The following is a 15831-nucleotide window of genomic DNA, read 5'->3' as shown; positions in this document are numbered from 1 at the left end:
TAATAATACGATGTTGCAATCAGAAAGTGAATTGGTAATCCGTCCGCTGGAGCTGAGGGATGCGATGGAGATTGGTCGTATAACGATATCATGCAGAAACGAAACTGGCTGTGACGCATTTTACTCATTAGAAGACTATGAAAAGCTTTTTGATACTGATTGGTTGAAAAACGGTACTGGATTAGTTTTGGAATGCAAATCTACCATATTGGGATACGGCTGGATTTCTGTAGCTACATGGCGTCTTCAGGATGTAATTTCTTTCGGATTGTTTCTTTCTCCGCGGGCACGCGAGCGCAGCTTTTACCAACCACTTGTAGAACGATTGCTTTCGGAAGCCAGACACTTGGCTGTTAACCACAAAATTAATCATATAGTTTTTTTCTCTCGAGCTACTGATCATATTCATCCACCGATATTGACAGAATTTGGATTTGTGAAGCATCCGGTGTCCATGCTGGGGATGTCCCACATCCTTGAAGTACTGCCCCGGGGAGAATATTTTCCTGATATGGCAGTGCGAGCTGTCCGTTTACCGGAAGAGATACCACTTTTACGCCGGATCAGCGCTGCCGCCTTCGACGATCCTCCTAATCAAGGGGAACCTCTGAATTGGAATGAAGATTTTCTGCTGATAGAAAAAAGCGAACCCGGCTTTAAACCCGAACAGATAATGTTAGCAGAGATCAAGGAGGAACCGATAGCCTACCTCGTTACCTTTATCTGCAAGAATTTACCTTATAAGGCATATGAAATTGTAGATTTTGGCGTTATCCCAAAGTGGCGTCGAAGAGGTATCGGAAGTATACTTTTGGGACATGCACTCAAATGGATAAAAGATCAAGGAGCTCAGAAAGTTCTTGCTTCAACATTCAGCACCAATCCGGCAATCAATGTCTTCTGGCATAATGGGTTCCGACCTGACCATTCGCGGACTTACATCTTTTACACCCGCGAAATTGGATTGTGAATTTGAGACGAAATCGTTCTGATTTGTAATTCATGGCTATTGACTTTGTCTGCAAATTTAGTATTTTTTCTCTATGAAATTACTGGTGACCAGTGCGCTGCCCTACGCTAATGGAGAAATTCATCTGGGCCATCTGGCTGGAGCTTATCTTCCAGCAGATATTTATGTTAAATACCACCGACTAAAAGGTACAGATGTTATATTCATATGCGGTTCTGATGAACATGGGGTTCCGATAACAATCGCTGCTCAACGTGCAGGAATATCACCTAAAGAACTGGTCGATCATTATCATCCTTTGATAAAACAATCTTTTGAAAAATTCGGTATCGAATTTGATAATTATTCCCGAACTTCTCTGTCACTGCATTATCGAACTGTGCAGGATTTTTTTCTCCAAATATACCGGCGGGGATTTATTACACCCAAAACTACCAGCCAACTTTACTGTCCGCGGTGTAAAATGTTTTTGGCGGATCGCTATGTTGAAGGTGCATGTCCCAGTTGCGGCAATAATGAGGCAAGGGGCGATCAGTGTGAACAATGCGGTAAATGGCTGGAACCTTTTGAATTAATCGATCCGAGGTGCAAAGTATGCGGAATGACCCCGGAACGCCGTGAAACAGTGCATTGGTTTTTTCGCCTGTCGCAGTTCGAAACTAATCTGCGAACTTGGTTAGCATCGAAGACACATTGGAAACCTAATGTGATGCGTTTCTGTGAAGGATGGTTAAAAAGAGGACTGGTTGACCGTCCGATTACTCGCGACTTATCGTGGGGTGTTCCCGTTCCTCTGCCGGAGGCTGCGGGAAAAGTGTTTTATGTATGGTTTGATGCCCCCATCGGTTACATATCAGCCACCCAGGACTGGGCAGAAAGTCTTGGCAGGCCGGATTTATGGAAGGATTACTGGTTTAATCCCCAGACTAAGCTGGTTCATTTTATTGGTAAGGACAATATAGTTTTCCATGCCATCGTCTGGCCTGCCATGCTGATGGCACACGATGAATTTATCTTGCCAAGTGAAATTCCTGCCAATGAATTTCTCAATCTTGAGGGCGCAAAACTTTCTACATCACGTAATCGTGCAATATGGCTGAGTGATTACTTGTCTCAATATCCTCCTGATCCCTTGCGTTATGCACTGGCGATTAATTTACCTGAAAATCGAGATGTGGATTTTACCTGGGCAGATTTTCACAGTCGCAACAATAACGAGCTGGCGGATATACTCGGTAATTTTATCAATAGGGTGGTGGTATTCATAAAGAGATACTACAGCGGTAAAATCCCACAATTTACCGGTACTGATTCGGACAGTGAGAAAGTGATTGGGATGGCGCAGGAAATTGTTGTTCGCATTGCAACCTTAATTGAGGGTTTTCAAATTAAAGATGCAGCACGTGAGATGATGAACTTGGCTGCAATCGGCAATCGTTACTTTGATCACAGTGCACCGTGGCGGACCTTCAGCGCGGATCGGGCGCAGTGCAACCGGACAATGGCAGTATGTTCAAAGCTTATTTCAATGCTTGAAATTATTACATATCCGTTTTTACCTTTTACCAGCCGGAAAATTGCTAAAATGTTGAATTTGGGAAAGAGAACTTGGGACGATGTTCTGAACCCTGCGGTCCCAAGTGAATTGGGCGAAACAGAGATTCTGTTTCAGAAATTGCCTGAAAAAATTATCATTCAGGAAAAATCCAAATTGGGGCCTGATAAGAAAGAAAAAAATGAAAGGGAGCCATCTATGATTACCATTGATGAGTTTAAAAAAATAGATTTACGAGTTGCCCTCGTTAAATCTGCCGAACGCATTCCCGGAACTTCTAAATTGCTGAAATTAGTTATTGATCTCGGGAAGGAAGAACGTCAGATTGTTGCCGGTATCGGTGAAACATATTCTCCCGAAGCTGTAGTTGGAAAGCAGATAGTGGTTGTAGCTAATTTACAACCGGCGACAATTCGAGGTGTCGAATCATTCGGAATGCTGTTAGCTGCGGTGGATGGAAAGCAGGTTGCGCTCATAAGGCCGGAGCAGGATGTGACTCCCGGGACCGCAGTTACATAAAGTTTGTATGCCCAGAAAAAGCAAGGAGAATCCTGACAGTTTGTTGATCTTTGATTCGCATTGTCACCTAACCGATTTCCAGTTTGCTTCCGATTTGAGTGCGGTTATGAAACGTGCTCAACAAGCCGGGGTCAAGGAAATACTTACCGTGAGTATGAATATTCCCGATAGCAGGGAGACGATAGAATTATGCCAGAAGTTCAGCGGTCTATATTGCTCAGTTGGAATTCATCCGCATGAGGCTGATAACTTTCGAAGCATTGATATTCAGATGCTCAAAGATCTGTGTATTGAACCCCAAGTGAAGGCAATTGGAGAGACGGGGCTCGATTTTTTCCGCGAATTCTCCACTAAAGCCAATCAGGAAACCGCATTTCGCGCTCAGATTGAACTTGCAAAAATGATGAATCTGCCTTTAATTATTCACATCCGTGATGCTGCTTTTGCGGCAATGGCGATTTTACAAGAGCACAACTATTTTAAAGGCATACTGCACTGCTTTTCGGATGGAAGGAAGCTTGCTGAATGGGCGGTTGAGAAAGGATTTTACATTTCCTTTTCCGGTAACCTGACATTTGGAGAAAAACGGCTAGTGGAAATAGCAAGATCAATTCCCGTCGACCGAATACTGATCGAAACCGATGCTCCCTACTTGATCCCCAGAACCGAGCTTGTTGCGGGCAAAAGGAATGAACCTTCGTATATCAGAGTTACGCTCAATTATCTTGCCGAGATACTGAATTTGACCCCTAAAGAAATAGCGACGATAACTAGAGATAATGCCCGGCGCTGCCTTCAAATTGCCTGATTGTTTTCGTTCTGCTCGCTTCCATCCGAAACTGATTAAAATCGAGAGGGATGAGATCAAACCTATTAGATCATTAGGTCAGGTGTTTCTTGTGCACGAAAAGACTGCAGAACAACTGGTTAAAGCTCTAAATGTTACTGACAACGACACGGTACTGGAAATAGGTCCAGGCAGGGGCATTGTTACCGGCAAATTAACTAAAGTTGCTAAGGAGGTAATAGGTGTTGAGATTGATAAAAGGTTAATTGATTATTTAGCGCGCAAATTTCCACTGAACAACAATTTAAGGCTCGTGGAGTGCGATTTTCTGGCGTTTGACATGACAAACTACAGGAACTTGAAAATAATCGGTAACCTGCCTTATTACATATCATCGGCAATATTGTGGAAGTTACTGGAATACTGTTGGCACTGGAATGTGTCCGTCATTACCGTGCAACGTGAATTTGCTCAGCGTGTTCTTGCTATTCCCGGCAGCCCGGATTACGGTCCTATTTCAGTGGTCACTCAGTATCTCTGCGAATGCCGTCGGCTTTTTAATATTCCACGAAGTTACTTTAAACCAACCCCCGATGTCGTTTCAACCGCGGTCATATTTAAACGTAGAGAATTGCTTTTTTCTATCCCCGACATAAAAAAATTCATTGCCATTGTAAACGCTGGTTTCTATCCGCAACCTCGGAAGCTTTTAATAAATAATCTGGCTTTGAGTCTTAAAATTAGTCGTACTGAGTTAATTAGTGTGTTTAATAAAATCAGACTACCGTCTGATGTCCGGGCTAATAGCTTGGCACCCGATGATTTTTTCAAACTTGCGTCGGCATTAACTCCTGTTTTTCATTAATTCATAATAATAATCAATTGTCTTCGAGGCGATTATCGACCAATCATATTCATTTGTGACCTTTTGTAATCCTGCATTTATTAAATTTGCGCGCAGACTGTTATCGGAAAGGACTTTTATAATAGCTTTAGCTAATTCTGTGCTGTTGCCGGGTGTGACTAAAATACCATCATTCAAATGTGATACGGTTTCATCATATCCTGGTATATTAGATGCTACTACAGGAACTCCACAGGCCATGGCTTCCAACAAAACAATCCCAAGAGTCTCCCCTCCCAGTGCGGGGGAACAATAAACATCTGCACTGCAATAATAGCTAGGCAGTTCGTCCGCGCGCGCGGCGCCAAGAAAAGCAACTCTTTTCGCTAAGCCGAGCTCATGTACCATTTTAACGTAGTGTTCCTTCCTTTGGCCTTGACCTACTATAATTAAACGGGTATTCGGTACAGAGTTGATAATATCTGGCATTGCCTGGATGAGAACCTCTAAACCTTTCCTTTTGTCTAATCTTCCAAGGAAAAGTATAATTTTTTCGCCGGTTTTTTTTTCAATCTTGGGCTTATAACCCGGTTGAAATAGTTTTAAATTAACCCCCGAGGGAATAATACGGTATTCACCGGGTAAATAAGGCTCGATGGCCATGCGGGCCCGGTTTGAAATTGCGATTTTACCATGGATCTTTTTTATTTCCTTTGAAAATATCATCCGGAACACTGGACTTCCAAATCTATGGATTTTGAATCCTGCGGTTAGAGAAGTTACGACATTAACCGAATTACTGTGGATTAAGGCCCAGTAAGATATTTCAGGGAAAAAGAAGCCGTGGCAATGCACGATGTCGAAATGATAGCTGCGAAGGAAAGCAGCAATTTGTTTGGATAATTTTGCTCCAACCGGTAAAGTGGCATAGGAGCGATTAAGCGGAAGCAGAATAGCCTTGCCATAACGTATTATCGGAACTTCAATATTATCGACAGGTGCTAATTTTTGAAATTTCGGAAAATGTGTGGTTAAAATTGTTACCGAATGACCCAACGTCGTAAGTGCCGATGCCAGATTATGGACATGTTCGCTTACCCCTGATGGATATGGGCGATACGCTGCAGATACTAGCAAGATCTTTAGCGGGCGTTTCATTGGGTTATTTGGTTATAAATTGACTCAATATGAGCGGCAATGTTTTTCCAGTCATATTGTGCTACATATCGTAGTGCGTTTTCTGAAATGCGGTTTCTCAAATTTGAATTTGATATAAGGGTAATGATTGCTTCGGCCAGCTTTGCAATATTTCTTCTGGGAACTAGTATGCCGTTTACTCCATTAGTAATAATTTCATCATATCCAGATATATCTGAAGCAATGACGGGAATTCCGCATGCCATTGCTTCAATAAGAACTATTCCCATGGCCTCAGGGTTTATCGTTGGAGCAACATAGACAGTGGAGGAAGTATAGTATCCCGGAAGTTTACTATTTGATACCGGCCCTACAAATTGAACAGAGTCCAATACTTTTATTTTGTGCGCAAGTTGCATAACATAATTTTTTAAGGGGCCATAACCCACTACAACCAAGCTTGCTTTCGGAAATTCTTTTAATACAGCCGGCAGGGCAAGGATAAGATATTTCAACCCTTTTCTTTTTTCAAGTCTTCCTACATAAATAATTCTCGGATGTGCCGGTGAAAGTGCGGGGGGGGCGTTAGGGGAGAAATTGCTGAGGTCAACGCCATTGGGAATTACATGATACTCCCCAGGGAAGAATTTTTCTGCCCATCGTTTAGCAGCCTGAGAAACAGCGATTTTTGCAGCTAGTTTGGCATTCAATTTTTTAAGTGAGAAAGCGGCAAGGTTACATAAAAAAGGAGGCAGATGTGGTGTCACGGTGTGGAAGGTAACTACTGTAGGGCAAGTAGCGTATATTGCTGCCCAGTATGCAAGTTCCGGGGGGAAAATGCCGTGGCAGTGGACAATATCGAATGTATGTTTTTTTAAAAAATTTTTTACCTCTGGCGCCAGTCTTGCGCCAACCGGAAGAGTAAACTCTCCTCCAGCAAAGGGTATTGTCAACCCGGTACCGAGTCTCATCGTTGGTAATAAATCATTTTCCGAAATAGTCCGGCAAGTCGAAGTAAGCACATGGACAGTATGTCCCATTTTTTGAAGCTCAGAGCCAAGGTAATGGACATGTTCCCCAACCCCCGAAATATAAGGACGGTACGCGCTGGATACTAAACAGATTCGCATTCATTACCCAGTGTGGCCGAAGCCTTTTTCATTGCGTAAAGTTTTTGTCAATTGTTTTGTTTCTTGAAATTCAATTTGTAATCTCTGAGAAAACACTATCTGGGCAATGCGATCACCAAATTTGATTTTAAAGTCAGCATCAGAACAGTTAAATAGAATTACTTTAAGTTCACCGCGATAATCAGGATCAATTGTGCCAGGACTGTTTAACACACCGATGCCCTTATGCATAGCGAGTCCGGAACGAGGCCGAATTTGAGCTTCGATCTCAGTGGGCAATTCGATAGCTATTCCCGTGCGAACAACGCCAAAGCTGTGGGGTTTTATTATTGCGTCTTCAGCAGCTGCAAGATCATAGCCGGCAGCGCCCGGTGTACTTTGAAATGGCAGGGGGATGTTTTTAACTAGTCTTTTAATTTTTACTTTTATTTTCCGCATTTCCAGTCGGCGTTAAATACTAACCATTGATCAGGATAACTGCTGATAATTTGATTTAGTTTAAAAGCAATTATCGAAGTCAAGCGGTGAATATCTTCATCCATGTTCGCTGTTGGCTGAAATTCAATTGGCGGTTCAATTACACCCATGTAGGGAGGAAGGTTCTTTCTTTTCTGATAAATAAAATAACCGATCACAACTGGAATACGATGGCGTAGTGCGTAAACTGCCGGTCCTTTAGGAAAGAAACGGTATGCATCAAATGCTGGACAGATGATTCCGTGTCCTGTTAGGTCACGATCGGCAACCAGTGCTACAATTTTACCTCGTTCTATCGCACGATTAATCCGATTATGTTCTGGAATTGGAATGGTTTCCATGGCACAGGCTCGGCGGTAGCGATCAAATGTCTTTGTCCAGCCTCGCGGTATTGGTTCTACAACTGCTGACAGAGGATAACCTAAAGCAGTCAGGAAGACTCCCGCCAAATCCCAGTTTCCGATGTGAGCAGTTACTAATATGGCACTCCGGTTCTGTTTCAATACACGATTGATATTTCGAGGGTCAAAAGTACCTAGGAGAGCGGTCCTTTTTTTCATTACAGGAACACGCAGCAGGTCAGCATAAAAGAGAGCTAAGTTTTTAAAAGCCCGGCAGGCAATTTGGGTCAATTCAGCTTGACTCCGCTGCCTACCTAAAATATGACGGTAATTTTCTATCAATTTTTCCCGTTTGCGTGGGCTCAATCGGCATGCCAGTCCGCCGATAAATATGGCGATTTTTGTTACCAACCATCTGGGAAGTATGAATTGAAGTAACGTACCAAGGGGCATTAACCATGTAATTGCAAAGTTACGTGCCCTTTTCATTCTTTTTAACGAGATGCGACAAGAGAAGACGCCTTCTTGGCAAGCTTATCAGTCAATCGATTACATTTTCTCGGGACGAGAATGAATTTGACATTTGATAGAGAATCAAGCAGTTGCTTGGCACGCTGATACAGGGGTTTGAGTTTGTCGCTTTTAACTGAGTATTTTCCAGTTAACTGGTAGTAAAGTAACTCAGAGTCGGTCTGAATCGTAACAGATTGGATATTCATATTTTTTATCTCGGTTAACGCCGTAATCAACGCTTCATATTCAGCCTGATTGTTTGTTTTTATACCAATAAATCGGCTTATTTCTTTGATAAGCTGGCCGTTGGGCGCAATAACAGCCACACCGATACCCGCCGGGCCAGGATTATTGCGTGAAGAACCGTCAACCTGTACTGTATAAGGCTGAGCGTCTGTAGCAGGCGATTTTGGTTTCACTAATTTGCAGGATGAGTTTTCTTTTCGGCCGGCAGCAGTATTCGCCCACATGCCTCACAAAGGTATAGTTTGTCTTGCCTTTCAATTTCTAATATTCGCTGCGGAGGAATTGGGCTTAAACAACCGTTACATCTGTCATTTTCCGTATTAGTTACAGCTATTCCTCCTTTACTTATGCGGATTCGTTCATACCGTCTTAACAAATCAGCAGGCAGCAACTCGGCGAGATGTGTTCTCTGGGACTCGCGTTCTGAAACGGCTTTTTCCAACTCTTTTCTTTCCTCCTCTAAAACTGAAATCCTATTTTTGGCATCAGTTTCCGCTTGAGCAACCGTCTTTTCCAGCTCCTGGATTTCTCTTTCCAGCTTTTCGATGCTTTCTAGCAGGTAAATGATGCGATCTTCAATGTCATTTTTTACCTTCTTTTGCGTTTCAATCTCCTTGATTAATGCCTTGTATTGAACATTATCCTTGGCTGAGTAAAGTTGAACCGAATAGGCGGCAATCTTTTCTTCGGCAGCACGCAAATCTACATCTGCCAGTTTGTATTGCTTTTTTGATTCTTGCAGTAATTGTTTTTTCCCCTCGAGAATTGTTTTAATTGCCTCACACCTTTTTTGGATGTCAGTTACTTTACCTGGCAGTTCGTTCAAGCGTTCTCGCAGGTTTTTTATTTCGTTATCAATTTCCTGTAGACATCGGAGATTGGCAAAATGTTCTTTCATATTATCGCATGCTGTGTGGGACTATTGGTTGAATGGGCGATACCTGATTTGAACAGGTGACCTCTTGCATGTCAAGCAAGCGCTCTAACCAAAGCTGAGCTAATCGCCCCAATTTTTCTAACTTCAACTTATTTAATATATTGATTGTTCATTCGCTGTCAAGAAATTAATTTTCTAACTGTTGCGATTCAGATGGATATTATCGGATTAGAGGCAGCCAGTCGTGGAATAAAAAATAAAATCTTCCGATAAGCAGAGAGACGCGTGCCATGACTGTATAACCGAATGATGCGCCAAATGCTACCATAATGAATATAATTCCAATGCGGGCAACGACACCAGTCAAACCCCTGTGCTCTCGTGAAAAATAAAAATATGTTAAGGTTGTAATAACGCCGATGTAGATAATAGCATTGTTAATGGTTACCAACGGTCTCAATGTATCAAATATCTGAGGCAACAGATATCCCTGAATAGCGGCTATTAGCCCGAGCCCCGCTCCGATGCCTATGGTAAATGATATTGGCCACCTTGAAATCCAAGTCAGTTTGGGAATGGACCGTAACAGCATTGCCAATCCCAACAGTGCAGGGATTACTAATATATAGGCTTCGAAATAATTTTTAGCACCGAGCTGCGCTTTAAATGATTCGACAAGCATGGGATAAACATCAAATGCCCATGCATATATTACTGCGAAACCGGCAGAAATCCCGACGTAAACGTGTTCAGCTGCACGATAAAGCGGGTTATCTCGGTAAAGGAATGAGAATATCGCAATTGTCAAAGTTGCTGCCAGCCAGGTGCCGATTAAATCGCCGCTCATGAGTTACTTCTTTTTCTTGGTCAAAATAAATCCGATGTTACCGATAATTAATAGTATTATTAGCAGAGCATGAGCGGTCGATTGAGCGGGCATTCCAAGTGTAGCGGCGCCAGGTTTTTCTACAAGAGTTTCGTACTCAGAAGCCCCCTGTAGTCCGCCGATAAGTCCGGCGATCTGCTGGGCGCTGAGATACTGATACATGTTTGGTGCATTTACTCCTGTGCATCCGACGATGATTTTTTGATTAAACCGCGCACCAGCATATTGTATCCAGGCGTCGGCAACGGCACCATGCGCGAGAGTAACAAGTAGTGCAATGTCATGATAATTATGGACTCGACGCATAAATTCAAAGCTATCCAGAGGAACGCCTTGATAATCAGTTTTAAAAAAATCTCTGATTTCGCGTCCAATGCCAACCATCAGTGCTGTAGATCCAGGGCGGTAACCAATATTTATATAGTCTTTGCCATAAACCTTGTTATATTCGCCTGAAACCTGATTTAGAGCGATTTCTCCCAATGGTAATCCTAATGCAAGCTGACCGGTTAAAATCACTTTTAAGTTTTTCTTAAAGCAATGTCTTAATATGGCAATTAGCATGGGCTGGACCTCAGGAGCCGACGAAGGGTCAAAATCAATTGAGATCATTACTACAGAATTTTGTGGCAATTTTTCAATCGACTTGAACGCGGCTCGAACTGGTTCGGATACCCTTACTTTAATTTTGGGGTGGATAATAAGTGGCAGTACTACTACGATTGTCAGGAGAAGGTAAATAATTCTCCTGTCGATTGATGCCAATGTTCGCCACATTGGAAGGAGAGTTACTTTCATACGGCTCTATGAAGACAGATAAGTACGCTCAATACCCAGAATTATGCGCAGGGACATTGCTATTCCTCCCAGGGCAAGTCCGATACCAATTCCCCTCCCCGCAGCAGCCTGGGGAATGGCCATTAGCCAGTCTTTAGCTGCAGCAAAAAGTTCCCATCGTTTTAATATCTCTAAGTTGGTATTGGGAAAGATTTGATGGATCAACCAACTTATTCCTCCCCAAATGGAGCTGCCGATTGGAACATTGCCGAGCATTACGAGACATGCAGCTATGAGCAAAAGAGTAGCAGCCAAATTACGGACCCGGAAAGCGCGATAAGCAGCAGAAAAAATAAAGAAAGCAAGTGTTGCAAACATCGTGGCTTGCAGGGGAATGATCATAAACTTGTATAACCACATAAAAGGTGCGTTAAGTGCAAAGGGACTGGCATATCGAACCCACGAATATAGACCCAAAAAAAGAGTGCCAAAGAGACTGGTAACTAAAAGCAAGCTGTAAAACCACCCTTTTTCACGGCGCGCGATTTTAATCAGATGATGGCGGGCAAGTGAATCCAGTCCCAGCAGAAATGTGAAGCCAGAAATTATAGCATACCAGTTGAGAAACCGTGCCTCAAGATCTCCGAATGGTTTATGGGGTATAAAAAAGGCTATAATCAACAAAAGTGCAGTTCCAAAGACCAAAATCAGCGGACCGGTGCGGTGCAACATAGACTTATGATTTAGGTGTAAACCAGTTAACAATTGTCCCAAATAAATTGTTAAGAAATGGCGCCTCATTCGGCAGTAGGCGAGCAGCAGTACCCAATAATACTATTAATGAGATTAATATAATCAACAGAAATTTAATAAAATCTTCGCCTTTTATAGTACCTAGCATAATCGGTTCGGGTTTGAGATAGCAGGATGCGGCGTAAATTTCCTCACCTATCATAGTATAATCACATGCCGCAACAAAAAAAGGAAGTTGTGTGGTTTCAGTAGTACCAGCAAGCTGAATTGCTCCGATGCTGTGACCCGTTTCCGCCATGATCAGAGATTCGGCATAGAAATACCCAAGCCAGAAAATAGCCCCTGGTTTTTCACGTAAAATAATACCATCAACTCCTGCAGCGTAGCCAAACTGATCGGAAGTCAGAAAACTGATATTGTCCTGATTATAAAGATCGGGTCGTCCCGCCTCAGTATATGCCTCCTTAACCGTTTCTTGCGCTGTAGTCATAACAAGTGGATCAGAATTGGGAACAATAAGACGCACCGCATATTGAGCGGTTTTGCTTGCAATCCGGCGTAAGATGGGCAATGCGGCGATAACAACCATGTCAGTTATGTACCCGAGCCCGAAACTGAATAAGACAGGTTTTCCCATTTCTGTTGCTCTTCCCAGTGCTTCATCAATTGCATCCAAGCCGTTGATTTTTCGAATAAACATTCCTGTGTTGCGCCGTGCCCTTAGCAGGTAGAAAATGAAAAGACCGTTTATAATTACCGCAAGAACTAGAACATTAAATCTATCCGTATTAAACCACTGGGCGCTTGAAACGACCGGCCCAATCACCGGCGAATCGGCTGAATCATAGGCACTGTAAACACGGATGAAATAATAGTAGGGAACCCCGTCACAGAGCATGGTATCACTGTCCAGATATTCAGTTCCAATAATGAGTTCGCTATTCAACGCGGCAAATTTATCCGGAAGCGAACAGGCTCGAAAAATCCGGAAGCCAATTATTGATTCAGTTTGGGGATAAACCCAGCTAATTAAAATTGCCCTTCCTTGATCATTCGGGTTGTCGCGCACTGCTAATGATTCTGGAGGCGCAATTAAGCTTGATGCCACGATCGCGATTGTCCCAATGATCGGCATTTGAATAGCATACTGATAATATTCTCAGAGTCAATAAATAATATAGTAAACTGGCCGTTCTGTATTTAAAGCAAAACGCTCATTGACTTTTGAAAATGGCAGCTGTATATTAAAATAAATTGAATAAAATTAAAATCGGAATTGGATCCCGAGGTTTGCAGGCGTACTTTGCCGTTGGCTTAATTGTATTCGCCGGCATCTGGTTTTTTTATTCCCAGTTTCTCCTCATGAAATTATCACGGTTGTGGCGCAATTATGCTGCTACTCTGTATCATCAGCTTGAAAGCGAAACTCAGCTCCGCACTCGAATTTATGCCCGCTTTATGAGTCAAATAACAGAACCTGATGATGGGGGGTCTGCTGAATTGGACATAATATTTGATGAAGTAATTCAGAAAATCGATTTTCCGGTAATTATCACTGACCCCGAGGGTAATCCTGTAACTTTCCGGAACATTAATGACGCAGATACTTCTCGCTCACAACTTCTCCAGCAAATCAAGAAACTTGACGCCGAACACGCCCCAATTCCAGTCATGGTGCGCGAGGGTGATTCTTTACGCTGTCTAAATGTAATTCACTATGGAACATCGCCGGCAACCGTCATTCTCCGTCGGATTACCAGCAGTCTCTTTAATTCGGTCAGGCTGCTCCGCTATTTTTCATTGATCCAGCTGATTCTTTTTCTTGCATTCGTAGCTACCGGTGTTGTCGGTATACTCGAATATAAAAGACGAGAGCAGGAGCATATCTGGACAGCGCTTGCAAAAGAAACAGCGCATCAGCTTGCAACACCGGTATCTTCTTTCACTGCCTGGCTTGATGTGTTAAGAGAAAACGGAGAAACAGAAATTGTGCGCCAGATGGAAGAAGACCTAGCACGTATAAACGAGGTGCTCAGTCGTTTCAGCCGTATCGGATTGCCGCCGGATCTCGAAAAAAGAACATTAAATGAGATTGTAGAAAGTACTGTTGAGTTCGTAAGACGGCGTTCTCCACGGGGAGTAAATATAGTTCTTGAGCTAAAAGACCGTCCGGTAGTAATGGTAGATTCCGTGCTGTTATCCTGGACGCTCGAAAACTTACTCAAAAACTCCATCGATGCGATTGGCGAAAAAACCGGGGAGGTCAGGGTAAAACTTCAGCTTACATCCGATCACCGATGGGTTGAAGTTGAAGTAATGGATACCGGCGAAGGAGTAAAAACCACCAAATTATTTGAACCCGGAGTGACGACTAAACGTTATGGCTGGGGTGTCGGTTTGACACTTGCAAAGCGGATCGTAGAGGGCTATCACCGGGGACGGTTGGTTTTAAAGGAAAGTCAGCCGGGAAGAACAGTTTTTGCTATTTATTTACCCGTGGAAAAACCATGAAACTGCTATGGATTGACGATGAGATTGATCTGCTCCGTCCATTTATTTACACACTGGAAAAGAAAGGTTATCAGGTTACAACTGCAACTAACGGACCGGACGGTTTGTCGTTGTTAAGATCGCAATCATTTGATCTTATTTTACTGGATCAAATGATGACCGGGATGCAGGGGCTTGATGTACTGCGTCGGATCAAAGAAATTGATCCCCAAGTTTTTGTGGCGATGGTCACTAAGTCCGATGATGAAGCACTGATCAACGAAGCGCTCGGCAAAATGGTCGATGATTTTATTATTAAACCTTTTACTCCTGCTCAGCTTCTTGCCGTCATAAAACGTTTGCTGGAAAAACGAAAACTAGTAGTGACTCAAATGGGCAGAGAATTTGTTCAAACCATTAACGAAGCAAGGGACTTAGAAAGTGCAGGGGATTGGGCAGATTACTATTTTCTCCTGAACTATTGGAATCATATCATCCACCGTTACGACGATTCCGGTCTGAAAGAGATCCTTCAGGAACGGCATCGAGCAGCCAATAACAAGTTCAGTCTATTTATTGAAGAAAACTATCCCCAGTGGCTTTCAGGGGAAAGCCCTTTACTCAGTCATCAGATACTGGAGAAAATTGTAAAGCCGCTCTGGGACCGTTACCGCCAGATCTATTTTATTGTTTTAGATTCCATGCGCTATGATCAATGGCTGGCGATTCTTCCGCTACTGAAGGATTTTTATCAAATTGAAACTAACTTTTACTTCTCAATCCTGCCCAGTGCTACGCCGTATTCCCGAAACGCCATTTTCAGCGGTTTGTTACCTCTCGAGATTTACCGGCGCTATCCAGCGTGGTGGGTATTTGAAGAAACCGGACAGAATCGGTACGAACAGGAACTGTTAGCTGAAAATCTGCGCCGACTTGGATTCAAATCACGTTTTTCATTTGTAAAAACATCACATGGTGAAGAGTTAAATCAGTTAAAAACCATTCTTTTTGATACTAATATCCGCCTTAGTGTGATCATCATCAACTTTCTTGATTTACTGATTCATTCCGTAAAACAGACCCGGCTGTTAAATGAGATGATAACCGATGATGCGTCACTGGTTGGGGTCACTCGTGTCTGGTTTGCATCATCGTTTATCTATGAACTGCTTAAGGAATTTGCCCGCCGGGAATGCATTATTATTATCACCAGCGACCACGGATTTATCAGGGTAAAACGACCTACGCTGATTTACGGATCAAGGGAAGTTTCAGCGAATTTACGTTACAAGCACGGTGCAGCGATAAGAGTTGAAGAGAAAGATGCTTTATTAATATCAAACCCTGAAAGTTATGCACTGCCTGCTGAACATCGAGGAGTGAAATATGCGCTCGCCCGTTCAGATTATTATTTTATCTATCCCACAAAACCTCGGGAGTATGAAAAGACTTATAAAAATAGCTTCCAGCACGGCGGGATCTCAATGGAGGAGATGATCGTACCTTATGCAAAGTTGACTCCCCAGTAG

Annotated in this window: 16 protein-coding genes and 1 tRNA gene; 6 read left to right on the top strand and 11 right to left on the bottom strand. The window is 42.9% G+C overall.

What is annotated here, in order from left to right; all coding sequences use genetic code 11:
- The first annotated feature begins 64 nt into the window (after nt 1-64).
- The 4 genes from ABIK48_04065 (at nt 65) to rsmA (ending at nt 4696) form a co-directional block, all read left to right on the top strand.
- A complete protein-coding gene (locus ABIK48_04065; GenBank protein MEO0021330.1) occupies nt 65-970 on the top strand; it encodes a GNAT family N-acetyltransferase in 906 nt (301 codons plus the stop codon).
- Nucleotides 971-1043: 73 nt separating this feature from the next.
- Nucleotides 1044-3044, top strand: coding sequence for a methionine--tRNA ligase (gene metG, locus ABIK48_04060; protein MEO0021329.1), 2001 nt, complete (start codon nt 1044-1046; stop codon nt 3042-3044).
- A 40-nt stretch (nt 3045-3084) separates the two neighbouring features.
- Nucleotides 3085-3852 carry a TatD family hydrolase gene (locus ABIK48_04055; protein ID MEO0021328.1) on the top strand — a complete coding sequence of 256 codons (768 nt, stop codon included), beginning with the start codon at nt 3085-3087 and terminating at the stop codon, nt 3850-3852.
- Nucleotides 3824-4696 (top strand): 16S rRNA (adenine(1518)-N(6)/adenine(1519)-N(6))-dimethyltransferase RsmA, encoded by an 873-nt coding sequence (gene rsmA / locus ABIK48_04050; protein ID MEO0021327.1) that lies wholly within the window; start codon nt 3824-3826, stop codon nt 4694-4696. The genes ABIK48_04055 and rsmA overlap by 29 nt, the downstream gene beginning before the upstream one ends.
- On the opposite strand, the gene ABIK48_04045 is transcribed toward rsmA, so the two are convergent.
- The 11 genes from ABIK48_04045 to ABIK48_03995 form a co-directional block, all read right to left on the bottom strand.
- Complete coding sequence (locus ABIK48_04045; protein MEO0021326.1) at nt 4676-5833, bottom strand: glycosyltransferase family 4 protein; 1158 nt, start codon at nt 5831-5833, stop codon at nt 4676-4678. The two genes, rsmA and ABIK48_04045, sit on opposite strands and share 21 nt — an antisense overlap.
- A complete protein-coding gene (locus ABIK48_04040) occupies nt 5830-6942 on the bottom strand; it encodes a glycosyltransferase family 4 protein (protein MEO0021325.1) in 1113 nt (370 codons plus the stop codon). Before ABIK48_04040 ends, ABIK48_04045 begins: the two co-directional genes overlap by 4 nt.
- A gap of 3 nt (nt 6943-6945) precedes the next feature.
- Nucleotides 6946-7371: a dUTP diphosphatase gene (gene dut, locus ABIK48_04035; protein MEO0021324.1), complete on the bottom strand. Its 426-nt coding sequence runs from the start codon at nt 7369-7371 to the stop codon at nt 6946-6948.
- Nucleotides 7368-8249, bottom strand: coding sequence for a lysophospholipid acyltransferase family protein (locus ABIK48_04030; protein MEO0021323.1), 882 nt, complete (start codon nt 8247-8249; stop codon nt 7368-7370). The genes dut and ABIK48_04030 overlap by 4 nt, the downstream gene beginning before the upstream one ends.
- A gap of 5 nt (nt 8250-8254) precedes the next feature.
- A complete protein-coding gene (locus ABIK48_04025; protein ID MEO0021322.1) occupies nt 8255-8692 on the bottom strand; it encodes a ribonuclease HI family protein in 438 nt (145 codons plus the stop codon).
- The gene (locus ABIK48_04020) at nt 8692-9417 is read right to left on the bottom strand and encodes a C4-type zinc ribbon domain-containing protein (GenBank protein ID MEO0021321.1); all 726 of its coding nucleotides are present in this window, start codon (nt 9415-9417) and stop codon (nt 8692-8694) included. Before ABIK48_04020 ends, ABIK48_04025 begins: the two co-directional genes overlap by 1 nt.
- Before the next feature lie 33 nt (nt 9418-9450).
- A tRNA-Val gene (locus ABIK48_04015) sits at nt 9451-9526 on the bottom strand.
- Nucleotides 9527-9616: 90 nt separating this feature from the next.
- Nucleotides 9617-10243: a hypothetical protein gene (locus ABIK48_04010; GenBank protein ID MEO0021320.1), complete on the bottom strand. Its 627-nt coding sequence runs from the start codon at nt 10241-10243 to the stop codon at nt 9617-9619.
- A gap of 3 nt (nt 10244-10246) precedes the next feature.
- On the bottom strand, nt 10247-11047 hold the full coding sequence (locus ABIK48_04005; protein MEO0021319.1) for a hypothetical protein: 801 nt from the start codon (nt 11045-11047) through the stop codon (nt 10247-10249).
- A 39-nt stretch (nt 11048-11086) separates the two neighbouring features.
- Nucleotides 11087-11791, bottom strand: coding sequence for a hypothetical protein (locus ABIK48_04000; protein ID MEO0021318.1), 705 nt, complete (start codon nt 11789-11791; stop codon nt 11087-11089).
- Nucleotides 11792-11795: 4 nt separating this feature from the next.
- Nucleotides 11796-12947: a DUF6754 domain-containing protein gene (locus ABIK48_03995; protein MEO0021317.1), complete on the bottom strand. Its 1152-nt coding sequence runs from the start codon at nt 12945-12947 to the stop codon at nt 11796-11798.
- Nucleotides 12948-13066: 119 nt separating this feature from the next.
- Between ABIK48_03995 and ABIK48_03990 the strand changes: the two genes are divergently transcribed.
- Complete coding sequence (locus ABIK48_03990) at nt 13067-14323, top strand: HAMP domain-containing sensor histidine kinase (protein ID MEO0021316.1); 1257 nt, start codon at nt 13067-13069, stop codon at nt 14321-14323.
- Nucleotides 14320-15831, top strand: a complete 1512-nt coding sequence (locus tag ABIK48_03985; GenBank protein ID MEO0021315.1) for a response regulator — start codon at nt 14320-14322, stop codon at nt 15829-15831. The genes ABIK48_03990 and ABIK48_03985 overlap by 4 nt, the downstream gene beginning before the upstream one ends.

The sequence above is a fragment of the candidate division WOR-3 bacterium genome, assembly GCA_039801085.1.
Taxonomy (GTDB): domain Bacteria; phylum Hydrothermota; class Tepidihabitantia; order Tepidihabitantales; family Tepidihabitantaceae; genus JAOABP01.
The sequence above is the reverse complement of the archived record's forward strand: the minus strand, read 5'-3'. Positions and strand labels throughout refer to the sequence as shown.

Bases quoted from the DNA above. Each gene is read 5' to 3' on its own strand.
- ABIK48_04065 (MEO0021330.1), top strand. From the start codon at position 65: ATGGAGATTGGTCGTATAACGATATCATGCAGAAACGAAACTGGCTGT.
- metG (MEO0021329.1), top strand. From the start codon at position 1,044: ATGAAATTACTGGTGACCAGTGCGCTGCCCTACGCTAATGGAGAAATT.
- rsmA (MEO0021327.1), top strand. From the start codon at position 3,824: ATGCCCGGCGCTGCCTTCAAATTGCCTGATTGTTTTCGTTCTGCTCGC.
- ABIK48_04045 (MEO0021326.1), bottom strand. From the start codon at position 5,833: ATGAAACGCCCGCTAAAGATCTTGCTAGTATCTGCAGCGTATCGCCCA.
- ABIK48_04040 (MEO0021325.1), bottom strand. From the start codon at position 6,942: ATGCGAATCTGTTTAGTATCCAGCGCGTACCGTCCTTATATTTCGGGG.
- ABIK48_04030 (MEO0021323.1), bottom strand. From the start codon at position 8,249: ATGAAAAGGGCACGTAACTTTGCAATTACATGGTTAATGCCCCTTGGT.
- ABIK48_04020 (MEO0021321.1), bottom strand. From the start codon at position 9,417: ATGAAAGAACATTTTGCCAATCTCCGATGTCTACAGGAAATTGATAAC.
- ABIK48_04010 (MEO0021320.1), bottom strand. From the start codon at position 10,243: ATGAGCGGCGATTTAATCGGCACCTGGCTGGCAGCAACTTTGACAATT.
- ABIK48_04000 (MEO0021318.1), bottom strand. From the start codon at position 11,791: ATGTTGCACCGCACCGGTCCGCTGATTTTGGTCTTTGGAACTGCACTT.
- ABIK48_03995 (MEO0021317.1), bottom strand. From the start codon at position 12,947: ATGCCGATCATTGGGACAATCGCGATCGTGGCATCAAGCTTAATTGCG.
- ABIK48_03985 (MEO0021315.1), top strand. From the start codon at position 14,320: ATGAAACTGCTATGGATTGACGATGAGATTGATCTGCTCCGTCCATTT.